Origin of the sequence: Nonomuraea sp. B19D2 (assembly GCF_040137845.1) — a bacterium.
Taxonomy (GTDB): domain Bacteria; phylum Actinomycetota; class Actinomycetes; order Streptosporangiales; family Streptosporangiaceae; genus Nonomuraea.
Genome location: NZ_JBEFAK010000012.1, coordinates 151,627 through 174,488 on the forward strand (window position 1 = coordinate 151,627; position 22,862 = coordinate 174,488).

Genomic DNA, 22,862 nt, shown 5'->3' on the forward strand with positions numbered 1-22,862 from the left:
CGGAATGGTCATGATCCTCAGTAAAGCTACCTGTCATCCCCCTCACCCTCGAGCGTCACAGGAGCACCATGGGCAAGCTGAACCGCCGGCACTTCCTCGTCACCGGGTTAGCCGCAGGCGCCGCCGTCACCATCCCCGCCACCGCCGCGCACGCCACCGCCTCCCGCGATCTGAGCACCGACCCCTTCACCCTCGGTGTCGCCTCCGGAGACCCCGACCACGAGGGCTTCGTCCTGTGGACCAGGCTCGCCCAGCAGCCGCTCGCCGAGGACGGGTTCGGCGGCATGCCGCAGCGGCCGTTCCCGGTGCAGTGGCAGGTGTACGCCGACGAGCAGTGCCGCCGCGTCGTCCGTTCCGGCGTCAGCGTGGCCACTCCTGAATGGGGCCACAGCGTGCACGTCGAGGTCGACCAGCTGAGCTCCGACCGCGACTACTGGTACCGCTTCCGCGTGGGCAAGTACGTCTCGCCGGTCGGGCGCGCCCGCACCGCCCCGCACCCCCTCTCGTACGGGAGCCCGCTGGCCATGGCGTTCGTCTCGTGCGCCCAGTACGAGCACGGCTACTTCACCTCGTACCGCAGGCTGGCCGAGGAGCACCCGGACATCGTCCTGCACCTGGGCGACTACCAGTACGAGTACACCAAGGACACCTACAACATCCCCGGCGGCAACGTCCGCGACCACGAGGGCCCCGAGACGGAGACCCTGGCGAACTACCGCCAGCGCCACGCCCAGTACAAGGCCGACCCCGACCTGCAGGCCGCGCACGCCGCCGCGCCGTGGCTGGTGGTGTGGGACGACCACGAGATCGACAACAACTGGGCCGACGAGATCCCCGAGAAGCCGGAGGTCCCGCAGCCGAACTTCCTGGCCAGGCGCGAGGCCGCCTTCCGCGCCTACTACGAGAACATGCCGCTGCGCCGCACCTCCATCCCGCGCGGCATCGACATGCAGCTCTACCGGCGCATCCGGTGGGGGCGGCTGGCCACGTTCCACATGCTCGACACCCGGCAGTACCGCGACGACCAGGGCTGCGGCGACGGATACAAGGACTGCCCGGCCTCCGTGGACCCGGCGCGCTCGATCACGGGGGCGGAGCAGGAGGCGTGGCTGCTGGACGGCTTCCACAAGTCGCGGGCGCAGTGGGACATCCTCGGCCAGCAGGTGTTCTTCGCCCAGCGTGACAACAACGCCGGTCCCGCCAAGGTCACCAGCCAGGACGCCTGGGACGGCTACGTGGCCTCCCGCCGGCGCATCACGCAGGGCTGGGTGGACGCGGATGTGCGCAACGCGGTCGTGCTGACCGGCGACGTGCACGCGCACTGGGCCAGCGACCTCAAGCTGGACTACGACGACCCGACCGGGCCCTCGGTGGGGTCGGAGCTGGTGGCCACCTCGATCTCGACCGGCGGCGACGGCGTGGACTCGGACCCGGCCACGCATCCGTTCCTGAAGATCAACCCGCACCTGAAGTTCTACAACAACCAGCGCGGCTACGTGCTGACCAAGATCGATCGAGAGCTTCTGACGGCGGACTTCAAGGTGGTGCCTCGGGTGAAGACGCCCGGGGCCGAGGTGTACACGCGGGCCACGTTCGTCGTGGAGGACCGGGTGCCGGGGGTGCAGCAGACGTACCTGCGCCCGCTGGACCCGGCGCTGCGCGCCGCGCAGGAGATGACGGTGGAGGACACGGTCCGCTGGGAGACCGAGCGTCCGTGATCTCCGCAGGGGCGGCATCCCGCGAAGGGGTGCCGCCCTTTTCTTCTGCTGGATGCGGCGGGCGCTGAACGCGCCCACTGAAGGAAGATCCCAGGCCATCCTGGTGTTGAATTGTCGGAACCCGCACCCGGACGGAAGGATCGACTGTGCCCACGATCGGTGTACTCGCTCTCCAGGGAGACGTGCGCGAGCATGTGCGCATGCTTCAGGAGGCAGGCGCGTCGGCGACCGCCGTGCGCAGGCCGGCCGAGCTGGAGGCGGTCGACGGTCTGGTCGTCCCCGGCGGGGAGTCGACCACCATGTGGAAGCTCGCCGAGACCTTCGACATGCTGGAGCCGCTGCGGATGCGGATCAAGGAAGGCATGCCCGCCTACGGCTCCTGCGCCGGCATGATCATGCTGGCCGACAAGATCGAGGACGGCATCTCCGGCCAGCAGACCATCGGCGGCATCGACATGGTGGTCAGGCGCAACGCGTTCGGCCGCCAGGTCGACTCGTTCGAGTCCGACCTGGACTTCGCGGGGGGGCGGGTGCACGCGGTGTTCATCCGCGCGCCCTGGGTCGAGTCCGTCGGCGGCGATGTCGAAGTGCTGGGCCGGTGCGAGCCTGGGGATAGGATCGTCGCGGTCCGTCAAGGGCCGTTGCTCGCGACGTCGTTCCATCCCGAGCTGACCGGGGACACGCGCGTGCACCGTTACTTCGTAGACATGGTGAGGGAGCTCTAGGTAATGTCCGGCCACTCCAAATGGGCGACGACGAAGCACAAGAAGGCCGCACTCGACGCCAAGCGCGGCAAGCTGTTCGCGAAGCTCATCAAGAACATCGAGGTGGCGGCACGGACCGGTGGCCCTGACCCGGACGCCAACCCCACCCTCTTCGACGCCATCTTCAAGGCGAAGAAGAACTCCGTGCCCAACGACAACATCGAGCGCGCCCGCAAACGCGGCGGCGGCCTCGAGGCCGGTGGCGCCGACTGGCAGACGATCATGTACGAGGGCTACGCGCCCGGCGGTGTCGCGGTGCTCATCGAGTGCCTCACCGACAACCGCAACCGCGCCGCCTCCGAGGTGCGCGTGGCGCTGACCCGCAACGGCGGCTCGCTGGCCGACCCGGGCTCGGTCTCCTACATGTTCAACCGCAAGGGCGTCGTGATCGTCCCCAAGAACGGGCTCGACGAGGACACCGTGCTGATGGCCGTGCTCGACGCGGGCGCCGAGGAGGTCAACGACATCGGCGACTCGTTCGAGGTCGTCTGCGAGGCCGGTGACCTCGTGCCGGTGCGCAAGGCCCTGCAGGACGCCGGGATCGACTACGACTCGGCGGAGTCGAGCTTCCTGCCGACGATGAGCGTGGCGCTGGACGAGGAGGGGGCCAAGAAGGTCTTCCGCCTCATCGACGCGCTGGAGGACAGCGACGACGTGCAGAACGTCTTCGCCAACTTCGACGTCTCCGACGAGGTGCTGGCGGCGCTGGACTAGCGCGGCCGGCTGGTGGAGGGCTCGGCTCGGCGCCGGGCCCTTTGCTCGTGCGTGCGCCGTTCACCGGCCCGCACGAGGGGCTCCGGCCGGGGCCCGGCCGGCTCCGGAGCGCTCTCCGGGTGCGCGAAAGGGGCGGGGCAGCGTAGGGTCGGGCGACGTGACTCCCCCCACCACCACGACACAGGCACCACATCGGGCGCTCGGCTGGCTGCTGGCCGTGCCGGCGCTGTTCGGCACCCTCATCTCACTCGTCCTGCCGACCGTGCAGACGATCTGGCTCAGCCTCCAGAGCGGCGGCGTCCTTCGGGAAAGCTCCTTCGCGGGGATGGACAACTACCACGAGCTGGGGAGACGCGGCGAGGTCTGGCGGGCGCTGTGGTTCACGTTGTCGCTGACCGTGGTGCCGTTGCTGGTGGCCGTGGTGGTGGCGCCGCTGCTGGCGCTGGCGCTCGACCGGGCGGGCACGTGGCCGAGGCGGGCCGGGCGGATCGCGCTGTCGCTGGCCGTCGTGACGTTCTCGCCCGTGGGGGTGGCGGCGGCCTGGATGCGCGGGCTCATGCCGGACGCCTCGGGCCTGGCCGGCCTGGCCCAGGGGCTGCGCGAGCCGGCGAGCGCCCCTGGAGCGCTCCGGCTGATCGTCGCGGCCGCCACGTTCGGGGTGGTGTGCGCTCTGGCGGTCATGGCGTTCCTGCCCGCGCTGCGCGCCGGGTCCTTCTCATCCGGCGCGCTGGGCGGGCAGCGCGGTGGCGGGGTGGTGCCCGCGATGCTCGTGGTGGGGGCACTCCTGGCGATCACCATGCTCGCCGTCGGGCTCCAGGCCTTCTCGATAGGGCTGACCCTCACCAGGGGAGGCCCTGAGCGCTCCACAGAGACGCTCGCGGGCCTCGAGTACGACCTCGCCTTCAGAATGGCCCAGTTCGGCCCTGGCGCGGCTGTTGCGACGCTCACAGGGGTGATCCTCGGCGTGCTGGGCATCATCGCGACCGTCATCGCGGCGGCCTCGCGGCTGAGCATCACGCTGACCCCGCGCGTCGCGCGGGAAGACGGGGGAGAGGCGGCGGCCGAGCGCAGGCCCGGCGCCGCCGGCCTGGCCGTCGGGGTGGCGGCGCTGGTCGTCTTCGTGGCCGTCGCCCTCGTGTGCGCCTGGCCGTGGATCGACGGCGTGCTCGCCTCGCCCGACACCCCGGCGGGCACCCTCCGCGCCCAGGTGAACACCTGGGTGCCCGCGATCGCCGGAGCGGTCATCTCGGTCGGCGTCGCCTACCTGGCCGCGCTCGGCATCGGCGGCCTGCGGCCGCTCGGGCGCGGTAGCGAGTGGCTGCTGCTGGCGTTCGCGCCGTGGCTGTTCGTCGGCCCCGGCCCGCTCGGCGTCGCGAACTGGCAGAACGCCCGCAACATGGGCCTCATCGACTCCTTCCTGGCTCTCTTCCCGCCCCTCCTGGTCAGCGTCCCCGCCCTGCTGGTGCTCACGCTGCTGTGCAAGGGGCTGGCGGAGCGCACCGACAAGGACTTCTTCAGCGGCGTCTTCCTCCCGTCGCTGCCCATGGCGGGCATCCTCGCCGGGGCCGTCGCCCTGGTGAACGCGCAGGACCTCCTCTGGCCGCTGCTGGTGGCCCAGAAGCCCACCCTGTACACCGCGCCGGTCGCGCAGGTGGCCCAGCTCGGCGGCTTCTCCGGCACCGGCCCGGACGTCGGCGCCGGCACGCCGCTCCTCGTCGTCGCCGTCGCGCTGATCGCGGTCGTGGCCGCCCAGCTGCTCTACCTGGACAGGCTCGCTATCACGACAAATGGTTCGCGGCCGCGTACCCCCGCTGCATAAGTTGTCTTTTCGTGGAAATTCGCGACCTGACTCCTGAGGATCTGGACGACGTCCTCGACATCCGCAAGCGCTCGTTCGGCCCGCTGGCCGCGGGCGACGCCGACAGGTGGCGCCAGGCGGTGTTCCCGGCGCTCGGCGAGGGCCGCTACCTGGGCGCGTTCGACGGCTCCAGGCTCGCCGGCGCGGCCCGGCTGCGCCAGTTCACGCAGTGGTGGCACGGCAAGCCGCAGCCGATGGCGGGGATCCAGGGGGTCACCATCAACCCCGAGGACCGCGGCCGCGGCCTGGGCACCCGGCTCATGCGTGCCGTCGTCGAACGGGCCGCCGCGCTCGGCGACGCGGTCTCCGCCCTCTACCCGGCGACCACGCCCCTCTACCGCTCGGTCGGCTACGAGCACGCCGGGGCCCAGCACAACGTGACGCTCCCCGCCGAGGCGCTGCGCCAGATCAGACCGTCCGGGCAGGTCAAGCTGCGCAGGATGGGCCCGGGCGACGCCGCCGAGCTCGTCTCCGTGCTCCACCGCGTCCACGCCGCCGCCCGCTCCAGCGGCCCCGTCACCTGGGACGAGGGCACCTGGAGCCTGTGGCTGGGGATCGAGGACGACTTCCTCTACCTCGCCGAGGACGGCTTCGTCGTCTACCGCTGGCGCGGCGACGACCTCCTGGTCGACAACCTCGTCGCCGGCTCCGGCGAGACCGCCAGGGCCCTGTGGTCCATGGTGGGCAGCGCGTCGTCGATCGCGCGCAACGTCGTCGCCCCCGTGGCCCCGGACGACCCGGTGCTGTGGCTGCTGCGCGAGCGGTCCAAGGAGGAGGTGAAGCAGGCGCGGTGGATGTTCAGGGTGCTGGACGTGGCCGCCGCGGTCGAGCGCCGGGGCTATCCGGCACACGTGACCTGCGACGCCGTGGTCACCGTGGAGGACCCGTTGCTGGGCGGGGGGACGTGGCGGCTGGAGTTCGCGGGCGGGTCCTGCGCGGCCACCGCGGTCTCCGAGCCTGGGGTCGTGCTCAGCGTGAACGCGTTCTCGGCGCTGTATGCCGGGGTCCCGACGGCCACGCTGCGGATGAGCGGGCTCATGTCCGGCGACGAACGGTACGACGAGGCCCTCGACACGGCCTTCGCCGCGAAGCCGTACATGCTGGACTCCTTCTGACCGCTCAGGGTCGGTCGATTCCCCGGGCGTACGGGCGGTTCCCGGTGCGTGGGCACCGCTGCCGGGGTAGAGTCTCGTGCCGAACAGATGTTCGGCAGTGCGGGAGGGGTGGCCGGTGCGGGTGATGGGCGTCGATCCCGGGCTGACCCGGTGCGGCGTGGGCGCCGTGGAGGGGCGGCCTGGCGCGCCGCTGCGGCTGGTGGCCGTCGGGGTGGTGCGCACCGGAGCCGACGAGGAGCTCGGCGCCCGGCTCGTCGGCATCGAGGCCGGGATCGAGCAGTGGCTCGACGAGGTACGGCCCGACGCGGTGGCGGTCGAGCGCGTCTTCAGCCAGCACAACGTACGCACCGTCATGGGCACCGCCCAGGCCGCCGGGATCGCCGTGCTGTGCGCGGCCCGGCGCGGGCTGCCGGTGGCGCTGCACACGCCGTCCGAGGTCAAGGCGGCCATCACCGGCAGCGGCACGGCCGACAAGAAGCAGATCGGCGCCATGGTCACCCGGCTGCTGCGCCTGACGGAGATGCCGAGGCCCGCCGACGCGGCCGACGCCCTCGCCCTGGCCATCTGCCACGTCTGGCGCGGCGGCGCCCAGCACCGCCTCGCCGCCGCCCTGGCCAAGGCCACCCGGAAGGACACCAGGTCGTGACGTTCCCGGAGACGGGCCTTGCGGGCGATGCGACGCGCCACCGCACCGCGGGCCCGCGGCGTGTCGTCACCGGTCATGCGAGAGGATGTCGGGCTGTGACCCTTGCCGGCGGCGTGCGGGCCGTGGCGGCGTGGAAGGATGGTGGGCTGTGATCGCGTCGGTGTCGGGCAAGGTGACCGCGATCGCTCCCGACGGAGCCGTGATCGAGGTCGGCGGCGTCGGCATCCTCACCCACTGCACTCCAGGCACGCTCGCCACGCTGCGGGTCGGCGAGGAGGCGCGCCTGGCCACGTCGCTGGTGGTGCGGGAGGAGTCGCTCACGCTCTACGGGTTCGCCACCGACGACGAGCGGGCCGTGTTCGAGCTGCTGCAGACGGCCAGCGGGGTCGGGCCCAAGCTGGCGCTGGCGATGCTCGCCGTGCACACGCCCAACGCGCTGCGCGTCGCCGTGGCCAGTGCCGACCTCAAGGCGCTCACGCAGGTGCCGGGGATCGGGCAGAAAGGGGCACAGCGGATCGTGCTGGAGCTTAAGGACCGGCTCGGCACGCCCGAGGAGGCCGTCAACGCCGCGCTCAACGGGGAGCGGCGGGCGGCGGCGTGGCGCGAGCAGGTCCACTCGGGACTGGTGGGGCTGGGCTACTCGAGCAAGGACGCCGACGAGGCCGTCGCCACCGTGGAGCCGCGCGCCGACGCCGACCTCGCCGCCGGCCGCCAGCCCCAGGTCGCCGCGCTCCTGAAGGCCGCACTCCAAGCCCTGAGCCTTCGATGACCGCGCCCGTCATCTGTCCGCACGGCGGGACCGGCGTGTCCGTGCACGCCGAGGCCGGTTTCCGTCTGTCATGGCCGGTCGTGAACGGCCACGGGCTGCTCGCCGTGACGGGCCAGACGTGGGTCCGGCGCCGTGGCCCGGCTCGGCGCCGTCGGCATCGCGCCGAGCCCCGCCGCACGACATCCCGTCGGGCGTTTCGCCGTTGTGGTGTGGTGACGGGAGCGAGTGCCGGTGGGGGAGCTGCCTGGAGGAGGTGGGGACGTGGGGTTTGAGCGGGAGCTCGTGTCGCCCGATGCCGGGGGTGATGAGCTGCAGATCGAGGCGGCGCTCCGGCCCAAGCGGCTGGGCGAGTTCATCGGCCAGGGCCGCGTGCGTGAGCAGCTCTCCCTGGTGCTCGAGAGCGCGTTGCGCAGGCAGCGGCCGCCCGATCACGTGCTGATGAGCGGGTCGCCGGGGCTGGGCAAGACCACGCTCGCCATGATCATCGCGGCGGAGCTCAACGCGCCGCTCAGGATCACCTCGGGGCCCGCGCTGGAGAGGGCCGGGGATCTCGCCGCCATCCTGTCCACGCTCGCCGAGGGCGAGGTGCTGTTCATCGACGAGATCCACCGGATGGCCAGGCCCGCAGAAGAGATGCTCTACCTCGCCATGGAGGACTTCAGGGTCGACATCGTCGTCGGCAAGGGGCCGGGAGCCACGGCGATCCCGCTGGACATCGCGCCGTTCACGCTCGTCGGCGCCACCACGCGCGCAGGGCTGCTGCCGGCGCCGCTGCGCGACCGGTTCGGGTTCACCGCGCACATGGACTTCTACGAGGTCAGCGAGCTCGAGCAGGTGCTTTACCGGTCGGCCAAGTTGCTCGGCGTCACGCTTCCTGAGGACGGGGCGCATGAAATCGCCCGGCGGTCCAGGGGGACGCCCCGAATCGCGAATCGCCTGCTCAGGCGAGTGCGGGATTTTGCGGACGTGAGGGCCGATGGGGTGATAAATCGGGAAATCGCCGCGGCGGCGCTCAACCTGTACGAGGTCGACGCCGAAGGGCTCGACCGGCTCGACCGGGCGGTGCTGGGCGTGCTGCTGAAGAAGTTCGGCGGCGGCCCGGTCGGGTTGTCCACCCTCGCCGTGGCCGTGGGGGAGGAGCCGGAGACCGTCGAAGTGGTGGCCGAGCCGTTCCTCGTACGCCAGGGACTGCTGGCCAGGACGCCGCGCGGCCGGGTCGCGACCGCCGCCGCCTGGAGCCATCTCGGCATGACGCCGCCCCCCGACGCGTTCGGAGCATCCCTTTTCGACTGATCACAGAACGGTTGCAACCGTTTCACAATGGGAACTTCCCCGCGCGCCGAAACGCTGCCTCGTTGCCGCGTTTCGCAACAAGCGCCTACACTCCGTGGCTTGGCTGGCTGTGTAGGCTGACGGGCTGATGCGGCGCGGCCCGACGCAACGCACGGAATTTCCGGCGCGAGGCCGGTGTCAACTTCCTTGTACGACAATGAAGGGTGCCCCTTATGGACATGGGACAACTCGGAAGTATCCTGCCGCTGATTCTTCTGGTGGTGGTGTTCTACTTCCTGCTGATCCGCCCCCAGCGCAAGCGCCAGCAGGAGGCGATCCAGATGCAGAACTCCTTGGCCCCCGGCGCCCGGGTCATGACCACGACCGGTCTGTTCGGCACCGTGGTCGCGGTGGAGAATGAGGATGTGATCCTCGAGGTCGCGCCAGGGATCGAGACCCGCTGGGTGAAGGCCGCGATCGGCCGTGTCGTGACGCCCGGCGACGCTCCCGCGGACGACGAGTCCTCGGCCGACGAGGCCGAGACCGGCGAGGAGGGTAAGAAAGAGTCCGAAGCCGCCGCTGAGCGCGAAGGCGGCCAGGACTCCAGCACGAAGCAGTCCTGACTAAGCTCTGCGACAAACCTCTACCCGAAAGAACTGACGACCAGTGGCCCGACCGACCAGCCGCCACAGCAAACCGGGGCGCACGCTCCTGGTGCTGCTGGCGCTCATCCTCGCCCTGGGCGGGACGATGTTCTTGCAGAAGGCGTTCACGCCGAAGCTGGGACTCGACCTCGCCGGCGGCACGACGATGACTCTGCTTCCCGTGACTCTCAACAACGCGCCCCCGCCGGAGGAGGTGCTCGACCGCGCGGTCAGCATCATCCGCGACCGAGTCAACGGCACCGGCATCTCCGACGCGGAGGTCGCCAAGTCCGGCAGCAACATCGTCATCTCGATCCCGGGCGTCGGACAGAGCGAGGCCCTCAAGCTGGTCTCCACCACTGCGGAGATGCGCTTCCGTCAGGTGCTCGCCGCGGAGGTGACCCAGGCGCCGCAGGAGCTGGCCACCAGCGCGCCGACGCCGACCCCGTCGGCCTCGGCGAGCCCGACCGCCACCCCCAAGTCCAGTAAGTCCGGCAAGTCCAGCCAGGTCTCCACGCCCAAGCCCAGCACGTCCCCGACGGGCAAGGCGCTGTCGTCGGCGCTGACCGCGCCGACCCCCAGCGCGTCGGCGGAGGCGCCCCGTGTCTCGGCGAGCGCGCAGCCGTCCGCGGCGCAGAGCCCGCAGAAGCAGCAGAAGGGCCAGAAGGCCACGCCGACGGCGACGCCGACCGGCCAGCCCAGCACGCCGCCCGCGCAGGACCCGGGCATCAACACCCAGGGCATCGACCCCGCGGTGCTCGCCCAGTTCAACAAGCTCGACTGCAGCAAGAAGGAAAACCGCGGCCAGGGCGTCCAGGACGACCCGAAGAAGCAGTACGCCGCCTGCGAGAGCGACGGCAGCGTCAAGTACGTGCTCGACGTCGCCAAGGTCGTCGGCACGGACATCGACTCGGCCTCCGCGGGCATCCCCCAGGGCAGCGTCAACTGGGCCGTCGAGCTCAACTTCAAGAGCAAGGGCGCGGGCGAGTGGGCCAAGCTCACCACGGCCGCCTACAACGCCCAGCCGCCGCGTAACCAGGTCGCGGTCGTGCTCGACGGCGTCGTCATCACCGCACCCAACATCGAGGGCCCCATCCCGGGCGGCCGGGCTCAGATCACCGGCAACTTCGACCAGGTCAGCGCCACTCAGCTGGCCGACCAGCTCAAGTACGGCGCGCTGCCGCTGAAGTTCAACCCCGGTTCCATCGTCACGGTCTCCTCGACCCTGGGCCAGGACCAGCTCGAGGGCGGTCTGATCGCCGGACTCATCGGCCTGGTGCTGGTCGTGGTCTACGCCATGCTGTACTACCGCGGCCTGGGCATCGTGGCGGTGCTGAGCCTCTTCGTCGCCACGATCATCACCTACACCTCGGTGGTCGTGCTCGGTCACAACGCCAACTTCCGGCTGTCCCTGCCGCACATCATCGGTCTCGTGGTCTCGATCGGCATCACGGCCGACTCGTTCATCGTGTACTTCGAACGCATACGCGACGAGATGAAGGAGGGCCACAGGTCGCTCCGCGCGGCCATCGAAGTGGCCTGGGTCCGTGCCCGGCGCACGATCCTGATCGCCGACGCCGTCATGTTCATCGCCGCGGTCGTGCTCTACTTCCTCGCGGTGGGCGGCGTGGCCGGGTTCGCGTTCGCGATGGGCCTGACCACGCTGATCGACATCGTGGTGGTGTTCCTGTTCACGAAGCCGTTCATCGCCCTGCTGGCGAGGCTGAAGTTCTTCGCCAAGGGGCATCCGCTGTCCGGCCTCGACGCCGAGCGCATGAGCGAGGCGCACACGTCGGGTCGCACGACCAAACCGCAGGAGGCCTGAGATGGGATTGGCGCGTCGCCTCTATCGCGGCGAGATCGACGTTGACTTCGTCGGCAAGTGGAGACTCTGGTACAGCCTGTCGGGCTTCCTCCTCATCGTCTCGCTGGCCGGGTTGCTCATCAACGGGCTCAACCTGGGCGTGGAGTTCAAGGGCGGCTCCGTCTTCTCGTTCAAGGCGCCCAGCGCGAGCATCGAGCAGGTCCGCGAGGTCTTCCAAGAGGAGGGCGTGCACCAGCCGATCGTGCAGACGGCCGGCGAGGGCTGGCGGGTCACCACCGAGACCCTCCAGTCAGGCACGCTCACCCGGGTGCAGACCGCGGTCTCCAAGGACTTCAACGTGCCCGCCAGCGAGGTCAGCGTCGAGTCGGTCGGCGCCTCCTGGGGTGGTGAGGTCTCCCAGAAGGCCTGGATCGGCCTCGGCGTGTTCATGCTGGCGATCATCCTGTACCTGTCGATGGCGTTCGAGCCGAAGATGGCGCTGGCCGCCATCGTCGCGCTCATCCACGACCTCGTCATCACGGCCGGCATCTACGCCTGGTCGGGCTTCGAGGTCACCCCGGCGACGCTGCTCGGCTTCCTGACCATCCTCGGTTACTCGCTCTACGACGCGGTCGTGGTGTTCGACATGATCAAGGAGGTCACGGCCAAGCTGGGGCACACGTCGAAGCAGACATACTCGATGGCCGCCAACAACGCGCTCAACCACACGCTGATCCGGTCGCTGAACACCTCGCTGGTCGCGATCCTGCCGGTGGCGGCGATCCTGTTCATCGGCACCACGCTGCTCGGCGCGGGCACGCTGAAGGACCTGTCGCTGGCGCTGTTCGTCGGCATGATCGTCGGCACGTACTCCTCGCTGTGCGTCGCCACGCCGCTGCTGGTGACGCTGAAGGAGCGGGAGCCGAAGTACCAGGCCATCGCCAGGAGGCTCGCCTCCACGGGAGGTGGTGGCAAGGGGTCCAAGGGCTCCAAAAGCGCAGCGGTAGCCAACGGGTAGCCGCACACGTACGACGCCCTCGCCCTGCACCGGGGCGGGGGCGTCGTCGTGTGCGGGCGGAATGCACCATCATGGAGCCCGGCACACCGCCGGTGGAGAATTGCGAGGGATATACCCATGACCGAGCTCAGCGCGATGATCCTGGACAGGATCAGGGACGTGCCCGACTACCCCAAGCCGGGCGTGCAGTTCAAGGACATCACCCCGCTGCTGGCCGACCCTGTCGCCATGGCGGCCGTGGTGGAGGAGCTGGCAGGGCTCTGCGAGGTGGACAAGATCGTGGGGATCGAGGCGCGGGGGTTCATCCTCGCGGCCCCGGTGGCGTACCGGGCGGCGGCCGGGTTCGTGCCCGTGCGCAAGAAGGGGAAACTGCCCGCCGCGACCCTGGAAGAGTCCTACGATCTGGAGTACGGCTCGGCCACCATCGAGGTCCACCGTGACGCCTTCACGCCCGGCGACCGCGTTCTCGTGGTCGACGACGTGCTGGCCACGGGCGGCACCGCGAAGGCGGCCGTGGACCTGGTGAAGAGGGCCGGAGCCGAGGTCGTCGGCATCGCCGTGCTCATGGAGCTGGCGTTTCTCAAGGGACGCGAGCGTCTGCCGGGAGTGGAGCTGCACTCCCTCGTGATCGTCTGAGCCCGGCCCGCGACGGTCCAGGTTCGCCGCCTGGATACACTGGGGAGCCTGGACTCGAACGTGAGGAGCCATTGCGTGAGGAGTCTGTGTGCCCCGTGATGTGGTCGCGCCCGACGTAACCGACGCCGGCAATGCCGATGCGCCCGGCGTTCCGGCGCGTCGAAGGCGGTTCGGGGGTGGGGCCATGAATCCCGTGCTGGAGCCGTTGTTCCGCACGGTCCGCGCCACCCACCCCAAGGCTGACCTGCGCCTGATCGAGCGTGCGTACGACGTCGCCGCCTACCACCACCGCGACCAGAAGCGGAAGTCCGGCGACCCGTACATCACGCACCCGCTGGCCGTGGCCACGATCCTGGCCGAGCTCGGCACCGACGACGAGACCCTGTGCGCCGCGCTGCTGCACGACACGGTGGAGGACACCGCCTACGGCCTCGACGAGCTGCGCGGCGACTTCGGCGACACCATCGGGTCCCTGGTCGACGGCGTGACCAAGTTGGACAAGGTGAAGTTCGGCGACGCCGCGCAGGCCGAAACCGTGCGCAAGATGGTCGTCGCCATGTCGCGCGACATCCGCGTGCTGATCATCAAGCTCGCCGACCGGCTGCACAACATGCGCACCATGCGCTACCTGCCCGAGCACAAGCGCCACCAGAAGTCCCGCGAGACCCTCGAGATCTTCGCCCCGCTGGCCCACCGCCTGGGCATGAACACGATCAAGTGGGAGCTCGAGGACCTCGCCTTCGCGATGCTCTACCCCAAGCGCTACGACGAGATCGCGCGCATGGTGTCGGAGCGCGCGCCGCGCCGCGACCTGTTCCTGCAGGAGGTCATCGAGAAGGTCTCCGGCGACCTGCGCGAGGCCAAGATCCGCGCCGTGGTCAAGGGGCGGCCGAAGCACTACTACTCGGTCTACCAGAAGATGATCGCCCGCGACGTGGCGTTCGACGACATCTACGACCTGGTGGGCATCCGCGTGCTGGTCGACAGCGTGCGCGACTGCTACGCCGCGCTCGGCACCATCCACGCCCGGTGGAACCCGGTGCCGGGGCGGTTCAAAGACTACATAGCGATGCCCAAGTTCAACATGTACCAGTCGCTGCACACGACGGTGATCGGTCCCGAGGGCAAGCCGGTTGAGCTGCAGATCCGCACCCACGCGATGCACCACAGGGCCGAATACGGCGTGGCCGCGCACTGGAAGTACAAGGAGGAGGTCGGCACCCCCGGCCCCACGGGCAAGGTCAAGCCGGGCAGCGACATGGCCTGGCTGCGCCAGCTCCTCGACTGGCAGAAGGAGACCTCCGACCCGGGCGAGTTCCTGGAGTCGCTGCGTTTCGACCTGTCGGTGTCCGAGGTCTACGTGTTCACCCCGAAGGGGCAGGTCATCGCGCTGCCCGAGGGGGCCACGCCGGTCGACTTCGCGTACGCCGTGCACACCGAGGTGGGCCACCGCTGCATCGGCGCGCGGGTCAACGGGCGCCTGGTGCCGCTGGAGTCGCGGCTCGGCAACGGCGACACGGTCGAGATCTTCACCTCCAAGTCGCCCGACGCCGGGCCCTCGCGCGACTGGCTGAAGTTCGTCAAGTCGGGCCGGGCCCGAAACAAGATCCGGCAGTGGTTCTCCAAGGAGCGCCGCGAGACCGCGATCGAGGCGGGCAAGGAGGCCATCGGGCGGGCCATGCGCAAGCAGGGCCTGCCGCTGCAGCGGCTGATGTCCGGCGAGGCGCTGCTCGCGCTCGCCCGCGACCTGCGCTATCCCGACGTGTCCGCGCTGTACGCGGCCGTGGGGGAGGGGCACATCGCCGCCCAGGCCGTCGTGCAGAAGCTCGTGGCCTCGATCGGCGGCGTCGAGAGCGCCGAGGAGGACATCGCCGAGACCGCCCTGCCCACCCGGCTGCGCGGCCGCCCCCGCGGCGGCGGCGCGGGCGTGGTCGTGGCGGGCGACGCCGACGTGTGGGTACGCCTGTCGAAGTGCTGCACGCCGGTGCCCGGCGACGAGATCGTCGGGTTCGTCACCCGAGGGCACGGGGTGTCGGTGCACCGGGCCGACTGCACCAACGTGCAGCAGCTCAAGGAGCAGCCGGACCGGCTGGTCGAGGTCAGCTGGTCGCCGGGCGACGACAGCGTGTTCCTGGTGGCGATCCAGGTGGAGGCGCTGGACCGGCCGCGGCTGCTGTCGGATGTCACCCGTACGCTGTCGGACCAGCACGTGAACATCCTGAGCGCGTCCGTGACGACGTCGCGGGACCGGGTGGCGATCAGCAAGTTCACGTTCGAGATGGGGGACCCGAAGCATCTGGGGCATGTGCTCAAGGCGGTGCGCAGCATCCAGGGCGTGTTCGACGTCTATCGGGTCAGCGGCGCGGGCGGCTGACCCGCCCCTGCCGCGCGCGCCGGGCGAACGGCTGGGCCCTGTGCGGTGCGCGCCGCATGCCTCCACGCGGACGGCGTGCGGCGCGTCTTCGCGCGAACGCGGCGACCACGGGACAGAGCGGAGCGCGGATGCGGCGCTCATGTGCGGGCTGCGGCGGGCGCGTGAGGCGTCGGCGGGCAGCCGGTGGGGTCAGCGGGGGCGGAGGTCCGGGAGGTTGACCACGATGGCCTCCTGGGTGCTGCGGGCGATGACGACCACGGCCTCCTCGGACGGGTCGGGATTTTCCTCGCGATGGGGCACGTACGGCGGGACGAAGATGTAGTCGCCGGGCTTCGTGTCCAGCCGCACCTCCCGCTCGTCCTCCAGGAACACGAACGACGGCGTGCCGCTGACCACGTAAATGGCCGTCTCGGAGGCCCCGTGGTGGTGGTCGGACGAGCGGGTGGCGGGAGCGACGTGGGTCTGGCCCATCCAGAGGCGGGAGGACCCGGCCGTGGCGCCGCTGATCGCGGCCAGCCGGCGCATGCCGGAGCTCTGCGCCGTTTCGCCTGAGAGCTCCCCTGAGGGCACGTGACGCAGCGGCTGGTGGAACGGGTCACCCTCGGCCCGGTAACCCTCCCAGAGACGCCCTCCAGCGCGTTCCAGCACGTCCGAGGCGACGCCGGCCAGCCGTGCGGAGTCGTCGTGGGCGGCGAGCAGCTTCTCGGCCAGCTCCGGGTCGTGGGCGCGCAGCTCGCGCAGCAGCCACTTCCCGCTCCCTTGCCACCTGCGCCCCAGACCGAGCGCCATCCTGGCGGTCTCCTGCACCACCTGCCAGCGGACGAACGTCTGCTCGCCCGGATCCGTGGCTCCGGAGAGGTCGTCCAGGAGGTCGGACAGGGCGTATCTGGCCCGTTCGGCCTGTGAGCTCGTCAGGCCGCCCGGTCCGGCCGCCAGGCGCTCGCTCAGCGCCGTCTGGAGGTCACTGGCCCGGCCGCTGGTCCGGTCGGTGAGCACCGCGCCCTCGGCGCACATGCGGGCGAGGCTGGGCTGTCGCCTGTCGAAGTCCTTGTCGAGGTAGGCGTGGAGGCTGGTCTCGCTGTGCACGAACAGCTCGACGGGCCACTCCCGCCACCGCAGGGACTCGCGATACGGGGTGGGCAGACCGTCGAGCACCACCACGACGTCGAGGTCGGAGGTGCTGGTGCGGTGCTCGGTGAGCGCGCTGCCGCCGACGAAGGCGTACAGGGCGCCCGGGAACATGTCCTCGACGAGGGCACGCGCGGCGCTGACCGGATCCATGCCCGCCAGCCTAGGTCTCCGCCCCCTTCGCCGGTGCCCCATTTCACGCACCGGCTCCCGGGCTTCGCGCCGCCTCGGCTCGCGCGCCGTTCGCGGCCCGCCCACCGCACTTCGGCGCGGGTCCTTCGGGAGGGAGGGGCGTGCGGCCCCGATCGCCTCACACGCCGGCGCGGGCACCTGGGCATGGCACGCCACACTCAGGCACGCGAGGCCGGTGGAGGCCGAGCGGGCCTCCACCGGGTCAGCTGAACTCGGCGAGCGTGCGCTCGGCCTCCTCCAGCCACGAGCGGCGGGCGGTCAGCGCTTCCTCGGTCTCCTTGATGTCCTTGGCGCGACCGGCGGCCTGCGCCTTGGACAGCCGCTTCTCGAGCTGCTCGATCGAGGTCCGCAGCTGGTCGACGGTGCTCTGCGCCCGGGCCCTTGCCTCCGGGTTGGACCGCTTCCACTCCGCGTCCTCGGCCTTGCGCACGGCCTCGTCCACCTTGCGCAGGCCGCCCTCGAGCCGGTCGCGCTGCTCGCGCGGCACCGGTCCTGCCGCCTCCCAGCGCTCCAGGATGCTCCGCAGCGCCGCGCGGGCCGTCCGCACGTCCGTGACCGGGAGGATCTTCTCGGCCTCGGCCAGGAGCACCTCCTTGACCTCCGCGTTGGCGGCCAGCGAGGCGTCCCGCTCGGCGAAGACGGCCGAACGGGCCTGGAAGAACTGGTCCTGGGCGCCCTTGAAGCGGGCCCACAGCTCGTCCTCGGCCTCGCGCGAGGCCCGCCCCGCGCTCTTCCACTGCTGCATCAGGTCGCGGTAGACGGCCGCGGTCTGGCCCCAGTCGGTCGAGTCCGCCAGCGCCTCGGCCTCGGCGACGATGCGCTCCTTGGCCGCGCGAATGCCCTCGCGCTGCTCGTCCAGCCCCGCGAAGTACGCCTTGCGCCGCTTGGCGAACGCCGTGCGCGCCGCCGACAGCCGCTTCCACAGCGCGGCCTCGGTGACCCTGTCGATGCGGTCTGCGGCCTTCCACTCCTCGACGAGCTGGCGCAGCCGTTCGCCACCCGACTTCCAGTGGGTGGTCTCGTCGGCGATGCGCTCGGCCTCGGCGACGATGCGCTCCTTGACCGCCCTGGCCTCGGCCCGCGCGTGCTCGCGGGCCGCCTTGACCTCCTCGCGACGCTGGGCGACCAGCTCCGTCAGGCCGTCGAGCCGGGCCGTCAGGGCGTCCAGGTCGCCGATGGCGTGGGCGTCCGCGACGGCCTCCCGCAGCTTGGCGATGCTCGCCTCGGCCTGGGCCGGAGCCAGGTCCGTGCCCCTGACGCGCTGCTCGAGCAGCTGCACCTGACCGGCCAGCTCGTCGTACTTGCGATGGAAGTAGGCCAGTGCCTCTTCGGGTTCACCGGCCTGCCAGGAGCCGACGGCCCGCTCTCCCTCAGCCGTACGCACGTAGACGGTGCCGTCGTCGTCTACCCGGCCCCACGGGTCGGTGCTCACCGTGTCCTCCCGCACTTTCCATCAGACCCTTCGGGACTACTTCGTCCCTAGTTTGTATTACGTCAGCTCTTGCTGGCGATTGTCACGTCTTTGATTTCGACGGTTTGCTTCGGTGCTCCTGTCCCGTCCCCCATGTCGGCGATGACGCCTGCTTTGTTCACCTTGTCCAGGATGTCGAGCCCCTTGGTGATCGTACCCACCGGCGTGTAATCCGGGGTGAGTCCGATGTCTCCGTAAACGAGGAAGAACTGGCTGCCCGTGCTCCCCGGCGCCTGCGTTTTGGCCATCGCCATCACGCCGCGCTTGTACTGGGCGCCCTGGAGGTTCTCCTCGGCCATGACGTAGCCGGGGCCGCCGGAGCCGTCCTGGCTCTTGCCGTCGGCCTTGGCGGCCGGGTCGCCGCACTGCAGCATCGGGAATTTGTCGCTGCCGAGCCGGTGGCACTTGCTGCCGTCGTAGTACTTCTTCTTCGCCAGGAACTCCAGCGAGTTGGTCGTGCAGGGCGCCTTGGCGTTGTTCAGCTCGACCACGATGTCGCCCAGGTTCGTCTTGAACGTCATCGTCTTCGTGGCGGGCGTGGTCTTGACCTTCGCCGGCGGCATGCCGACGTCCTTGATCTTGCCGCCCGCCGTGTCCTTGACGTAGTCGCAGGTGCCGGTGGCCGCGTCGTACGGCTTGGGCCCCGTGCTGGCGCTGGGCGCAGCCGTCGCCGTGTCGGCGGCGGACGCCGACGCCGTGGGCGAGGAGGCCGCGTCGGTCCCTGTGCCGTTCCCGCCGAGCAGCGCGACCGCGGCCACGATGCCGCCGACCACGATCACGACGCCCACAGTGGAGCCGATGATCGCTGTGCGCTTGGCCTTCTGCTCGCGCTCGAGCCGGCGCTGCATCTGCCGCTCGTAGTGCTCACGCGCCAGCTGCTTCTGCCGGTCCTTCCCCGTGGCCACCGCTTTGCCTCCCATAGTCAATCAACTGAGGTGGGCGAATCGTATCGGCCAACGGGTAATGATTCGCAGCCCGGCGACCCGCACCGGTACCCTTCGGTTACATTCCCATTGGCTTTTCGACGAGATCACCTGAGGCAGATGCTCATCGCCGGCTTCCCCGCAGGGGCCTTCCAGACCAATTGTTACGTAGTCGCGCCTGCCCCCGGCGAGGAATGCGTGATCGTCGATCCAGGTCAGGACGCGACCGACGGCGTCGACGAGCTGCTGCGCGAGCACCGGCTCAAGCCGGTCGCGGTCCTGCTCACCCACGGCCACCTCGACCACGTCTGGTCGGTCGCCCCGGTCTGCGGCGCGCGCGACGTCCCGGCGTGGATCCACCCCGACGACCGCCACCTGCTGAGCGACCCGGCCGCGGGCTGGTCGGGCACGAGCGCCTCGCTCTTCGGCGGGCTGGAGCTGAGCGAGCCCGACGACGTGCGCGAGCTGTCCGACGGCGCCGTGCTCGAGCTCGCGGGCCTGGAGCTCGCGGTCGACCACACGCCCGGCCATACCAGGGGGTCGGTGAGCTTCCGGCTGCCCGGTGACGAGATCATGTTCTCGGGCGACCTGCTGTTCGCCGGCTCCATCGGCCGCACCGACCTTCCCGGCGGCGACTACGCGACCATCCTGCGCAGCCTGGCTACCAAGTGCCTGACGCTGCCTGACGATACGGTCGTCCTGCCGGGCCACGGACCACAGACGACGATCGGCCGCGAGCGCGCTACGAACCCATACTTGAAAGAAGCGGCGCCGCAGGCCGGTCCCACACGAGGGATCTAATGAGTTTCCAAGCACCAAAAGGTGTCAAAGAGTACGTTCCACCGCAGGCTTCGACGTTCTACGCGATCCGCGGAGCGTTCGCGGAGACGGCGCGGCGGGCGGGTTACTCCTACCTGGAGACCGCGGTCTTCGAGGACACCCAGCTGTTCGCGCGCGGCGTCGGCGAGTCCACCGACGTCGTGAGCAAGGAGATGTACACCTTCACCGACCGCGGCGGCAGGTCGCTGACGCTGCGCCCGGAGTTCACCGCCGGCGTGCTGCGCGCGGTCCTGGAGTACGGCCTGCACCGCGGCCAGCTCCCGGTGAAGGTGTGGACCGACGGCCCGGTCTTCCGCGCCGAGGCGCCCCAGGAGGGCCGCTACCGGCAGTTCTACCAGCTCGACCTGGAGGCCATCGGCAGCGAGGACCCGGCCGTCGACGCCGAGACCATCGCGCTTGCCTGGCGGTGGTACTCCGCGCTCGGCCTCACCCGGGTCCGGCTGCTGCTCAACTCGCTGGGCTGCAAGGAGTGCCGCCCGATCTACCGGGCCCGGCTGCAGGACTTCCTGCGCGCGCTCGACCTCGACGAGGCCACACGGGCCCGAATCGAGATCAATCCGTTGCGCGTGCTCGACGACAGGCGTCCCGAGGTGCGCGCGCAGCTCGAGAACGCGCCGCTCATCGGCGACCACCTGTGCGCCGACTGCAAGGCCTACCACGACCGGGTCAAGCAGCTCCTGGGCGATCTCGGCATCGCGTGGGAGGACGCGCCCCGGCTCGTCCGCGGGCTCGACTACTACACCCGCACCACCTTCGAGTTCGACCACCCGCTGCTGGGCGCGCAGTCCGGCATCGGCGGCGGCGGCCGCTACGACGGGCTCTCGGAGGCCATCGGCGGGCCGGCGCTGCCCGGCATCGGCTTCGGCCTCGGCCTCGACCGGACCGTCATCGCCATGGAGCGGGAAGGCATCGAGCTCGCCACCCCGCCCCGCTGCGAGGTGTACGGTGTGGCGCTGGGCGACGAGGCGGCGCGGGCCATGTTCAAGCTCGTGAGCGAGCTGCGCGCGGCCGGTGTCGCCGCCGACATGTCCTTCGGCGGCAAGGGGCTCAAGGGCGCGATGAAGGGGGCCGATCGATCCGGCGCCCGTTTCGCGCTGATCCTGGGCGAGCGTGACCTGGCGGCCGAGGCCGTGCAAGTGAAGGACCTGACCACCGCTGAGCAGACCGAGGTGCCCTTGGCCGAGGTCGTCGACGTTTTGAAAGGGAAAGTGCAGTGATCCGCACGCATCAGGCCGGGTCGCTCCGCGAGGAGCACGCCGGGCAGCAGGTGACGCTCGCAGGATGGGTGGCCCGCCGCCGTGACCACGGCGGCGTGGTCTTCATCGACCTGCGCGACGCCTCCGGCTCGGCACAGGTGGTCTTCCGCGAGGAGGACCACGCCCACGACCTGCGGGCCGAATACTGCGTGAAGGTGGTCGGCCAGGTCAGGGTGCGCCCCGAGGGCAACGAGAACCCCGACCTGCCCACCGGCGCCATCGAGGTGGTGGCCGAGCGGGTCGAGGTGCTGAGCGAGTCCGCGCCGCTGCCGTTCCCCATCGAGGGCAACGTGGGGGTGTCGGAGGAGGCCCGGCTCAAGTACCGCTACCTTGACATCCGCCGCCAGCAGGTGGCCAACGCGATGCGCACCCGCTCCAAGGCCACCTACCTCGCCAACGAGGTGATGCACGAGCTCGGCTTCGTCTACGTCGAGACGCCGACGCTGACCCGCTCCACCCCCGAGGGCGCGCGCGACTTCCTGGTCCCGGTACGCCTGCAGCCCGGCAACTGGTACGCCCTGCCCCAGTCGCCCCAGCTGTTCAAGCAGCTCCTCCAGGTCGCCGGCCTCGAGCGCTACTACCAGCTCGCCAAGTGCTACCGCGACGAGGACCTGCGCGCGGACCGGCAGCCGGAGTTCACGCAGATCGACGTCGAGATGTCGTTCGTGGACCAGGAGGACGTCATCGAGGTCGGCGAGAAGCTGATCGGCCGGCTGTGGAAGGAGATCGCCGGCTACGAGCTGGCGACCCCGCTGCCGCGCATGACGTACGCCGACGCCATGGCCCGCTACGGCTCCGACAAGCCCGACCTGCGCTTCGGCCAGGAGCTGGTCGAGATGACCGGCTATTTCGCCAACACCACCTTCCGCGTCTTCCAGGCCGAATACGTCGGCGCCGTGGTCATGCCCGGCGGGGCCGCGCAGACGCGCAAGGAGCTCGACGCCTGGCAGGAGTGGGCCCGCAGCCGTGGCGCGAGGGGCCTGGCGTACGTGCTCGTCCAGGAGGACGGGACGCTGGGCGGCCCGGTCGCCAAGAACCTCTCGGAGGAGGAGCTCTCCGGGCTCGCGGCCAAGGTCGGCGCCGAGCCGGGCGACGCGATCTTCTTCGCGGCCGGTCTGCAGCACGCCTCGCGCGAGCTGCTCGGCGCCGCCCGACTGGAGATCGGCCGCCGCTGCGGTCTGATCGACGAGTCGGCGTGGGCGTTCCTGTGGGTCGTCGACGCGCCCATGTTCGAGCCGGTGCACGACGAGGTGGGCCGCGAGATCGGCTGGACGGCCGTGCACCACCCGTTCACCGGGCCCAAGCCGGAGTGGGCCGACAACTTCCAGGACCACCCGGGCGAGGCGCTGGCGTACGCGTACGACATGGTCTGCAACGGCATGGAGATCGGCGGCGGCTCCATCCGTATCCACCGGGCCGAGATGCAGCAGCGCGTGTTCGACGTGCTCGGCATCTCCAAGGAGGAGGCGGAGAGCAAGTTCGGCTTCCTGCTGGAGGCGTTCAAGTACGGGCCCCCGCCGCACGGCGGCATCGCCTACGGCTGGGACCGCATCTGCATGCTGCTGTCCGGCGCCGAGTCGATCCGCGACGTGATCGCCTTCCCGAAGACCGCCTCCGGCTTCGACCCGCTCACGGCCGCGCCCACGCCGATCACGGCCGAGCAGCGCAAGGAGGCGGGCGTCGACGCCCAGCCCAAGGCCGAGGTCTAGGCATGTGAAAA

Annotated in this window: 19 protein-coding genes; 16 read left to right on the forward strand and 3 right to left on the reverse strand. The window is 70.5% G+C overall.

The window, feature by feature from the left end:
• The first annotated feature begins 68 nt into the window (after nt 1-68).
• The 13 genes from ABN273_RS23355 to ABN273_RS23415 all read left to right on the forward strand — a co-directional run bounded on the left by ABN273_RS23355 (nt 69) and on the right by ABN273_RS23415 (nt 15,332).
• The gene (locus ABN273_RS23355; protein WP_349451080.1) at nt 69-1,718 is read left to right on the forward strand and encodes an alkaline phosphatase D family protein; all 1,650 of its coding nucleotides are present in this window, start codon (nt 69-71) and stop codon (nt 1,716-1,718) included.
• Nucleotides 1,719-1,864: 146 nt separating this feature from the next.
• Nucleotides 1,865-2,443: a pyridoxal 5'-phosphate synthase glutaminase subunit PdxT gene (gene pdxT, locus ABN273_RS23360; protein WP_349451081.1), complete on the forward strand. Its 579-nt coding sequence runs from the start codon at nt 1,865-1,867 to the stop codon at nt 2,441-2,443.
• 3 nt (nt 2,444-2,446) lie between these two features.
• Complete coding sequence (locus tag ABN273_RS23365) at nt 2,447-3,196, forward strand: YebC/PmpR family DNA-binding transcriptional regulator (RefSeq protein ID WP_349451082.1); 750 nt, start codon at nt 2,447-2,449, stop codon at nt 3,194-3,196.
• 157 nt (nt 3,197-3,353) lie between these two features.
• Entirely contained in the window at nt 3,354-5,015 is a 1,662-nt protein-coding gene (locus ABN273_RS23370; protein WP_349451083.1) for a hypothetical protein, read from the forward strand.
• 11 nt (nt 5,016-5,026) lie between these two features.
• Entirely contained in the window at nt 5,027-6,169 is a 1,143-nt protein-coding gene (locus ABN273_RS23375) for a GNAT family N-acetyltransferase (protein WP_349451084.1), read from the forward strand.
• 115 nt (nt 6,170-6,284) lie between these two features.
• Nucleotides 6,285-6,815: a crossover junction endodeoxyribonuclease RuvC gene (ruvC, locus tag ABN273_RS23380; protein ID WP_349451197.1), complete on the forward strand. Its 531-nt coding sequence runs from the start codon at nt 6,285-6,287 to the stop codon at nt 6,813-6,815.
• Nucleotides 6,816-6,963: 148 nt separating this feature from the next.
• Nucleotides 6,964-7,584 carry a Holliday junction branch migration protein RuvA gene (gene ruvA, locus ABN273_RS23385; protein WP_349451085.1) on the forward strand — a complete coding sequence of 207 codons (621 nt, stop codon included), beginning with the start codon at nt 6,964-6,966 and terminating at the stop codon, nt 7,582-7,584.
• Between the two features lie 261 nt (nt 7,585-7,845).
• The gene (ruvB, locus tag ABN273_RS23390) at nt 7,846-8,877 is read left to right on the forward strand and encodes a Holliday junction branch migration DNA helicase RuvB (protein WP_349451086.1); all 1,032 of its coding nucleotides are present in this window, start codon (nt 7,846-7,848) and stop codon (nt 8,875-8,877) included.
• A 212-nt stretch (nt 8,878-9,089) separates the two neighbouring features.
• Nucleotides 9,090-9,479, forward strand: a complete 390-nt coding sequence (gene yajC / locus ABN273_RS23395; RefSeq protein WP_349451087.1) for a preprotein translocase subunit YajC — start codon at nt 9,090-9,092, stop codon at nt 9,477-9,479.
• A 43-nt stretch (nt 9,480-9,522) separates the two neighbouring features.
• Complete coding sequence (secD, locus tag ABN273_RS23400) at nt 9,523-11,325, forward strand: protein translocase subunit SecD (RefSeq protein ID WP_349451088.1); 1,803 nt, start codon at nt 9,523-9,525, stop codon at nt 11,323-11,325.
• A gap of 1 nt (nt 11,326) precedes the next feature.
• The gene (gene secF / locus ABN273_RS23405; RefSeq protein WP_349451089.1) at nt 11,327-12,322 is read left to right on the forward strand and encodes a protein translocase subunit SecF; all 996 of its coding nucleotides are present in this window, start codon (nt 11,327-11,329) and stop codon (nt 12,320-12,322) included.
• Nucleotides 12,323-12,439: 117 nt separating this feature from the next.
• Nucleotides 12,440-12,958: an adenine phosphoribosyltransferase gene (locus ABN273_RS23410; protein ID WP_349451090.1), complete on the forward strand. Its 519-nt coding sequence runs from the start codon at nt 12,440-12,442 to the stop codon at nt 12,956-12,958.
• Between the two features lie 88 nt (nt 12,959-13,046).
• A complete protein-coding gene (locus ABN273_RS23415) occupies nt 13,047-15,332 on the forward strand; it encodes a RelA/SpoT family protein (protein WP_502911116.1) in 2,286 nt (761 codons plus the stop codon).
• Between the two features lie 189 nt (nt 15,333-15,521).
• Here ABN273_RS23415 and ABN273_RS23420 read toward each other — a convergent pair whose 3' ends face one another.
• The 3 genes from ABN273_RS23420 to ABN273_RS23430 all read right to left on the reverse strand — a co-directional run bounded on the left by ABN273_RS23420 (nt 15,522) and on the right by ABN273_RS23430 (nt 19,028).
• Nucleotides 15,522-16,613, reverse strand: coding sequence for a cupin domain-containing protein (locus ABN273_RS23420; RefSeq protein ID WP_349451092.1), 1,092 nt, complete (start codon nt 16,611-16,613; stop codon nt 15,522-15,524).
• A 241-nt stretch (nt 16,614-16,854) separates the two neighbouring features.
• A complete protein-coding gene (locus ABN273_RS23425; RefSeq protein ID WP_349451093.1) occupies nt 16,855-18,084 on the reverse strand; it encodes a DUF349 domain-containing protein in 1,230 nt (409 codons plus the stop codon).
• 62 nt (nt 18,085-18,146) lie between these two features.
• Complete coding sequence (locus ABN273_RS23430) at nt 18,147-19,028, reverse strand: peptidylprolyl isomerase (protein WP_349451094.1); 882 nt, start codon at nt 19,026-19,028, stop codon at nt 18,147-18,149.
• Nucleotides 19,029-19,166: 138 nt separating this feature from the next.
• On the opposite strand from ABN273_RS23430, the gene ABN273_RS23435 reads away from it, so the two are divergent.
• The 3 genes from ABN273_RS23435 to aspS are packed head-to-tail and all read left to right on the forward strand — an operon-like array spanning nt 19,167 to nt 22,851.
• A complete protein-coding gene (locus ABN273_RS23435) occupies nt 19,167-19,847 on the forward strand; it encodes an MBL fold metallo-hydrolase (protein ID WP_349451095.1) in 681 nt (226 codons plus the stop codon).
• Entirely contained in the window at nt 19,847-21,103 is a 1,257-nt protein-coding gene (hisS, locus tag ABN273_RS23440) for a histidine--tRNA ligase (RefSeq protein WP_349451096.1), read from the forward strand. Before ABN273_RS23435 ends, hisS begins: the two co-directional genes overlap by 1 nt.
• A complete protein-coding gene (gene aspS, locus ABN273_RS23445) occupies nt 21,100-22,851 on the forward strand; it encodes an aspartate--tRNA ligase (RefSeq protein ID WP_349451097.1) in 1,752 nt (583 codons plus the stop codon). The genes hisS and aspS overlap by 4 nt, the downstream gene beginning before the upstream one ends.
• Nucleotides 22,852-22,862 lie beyond the last annotated feature (11 nt).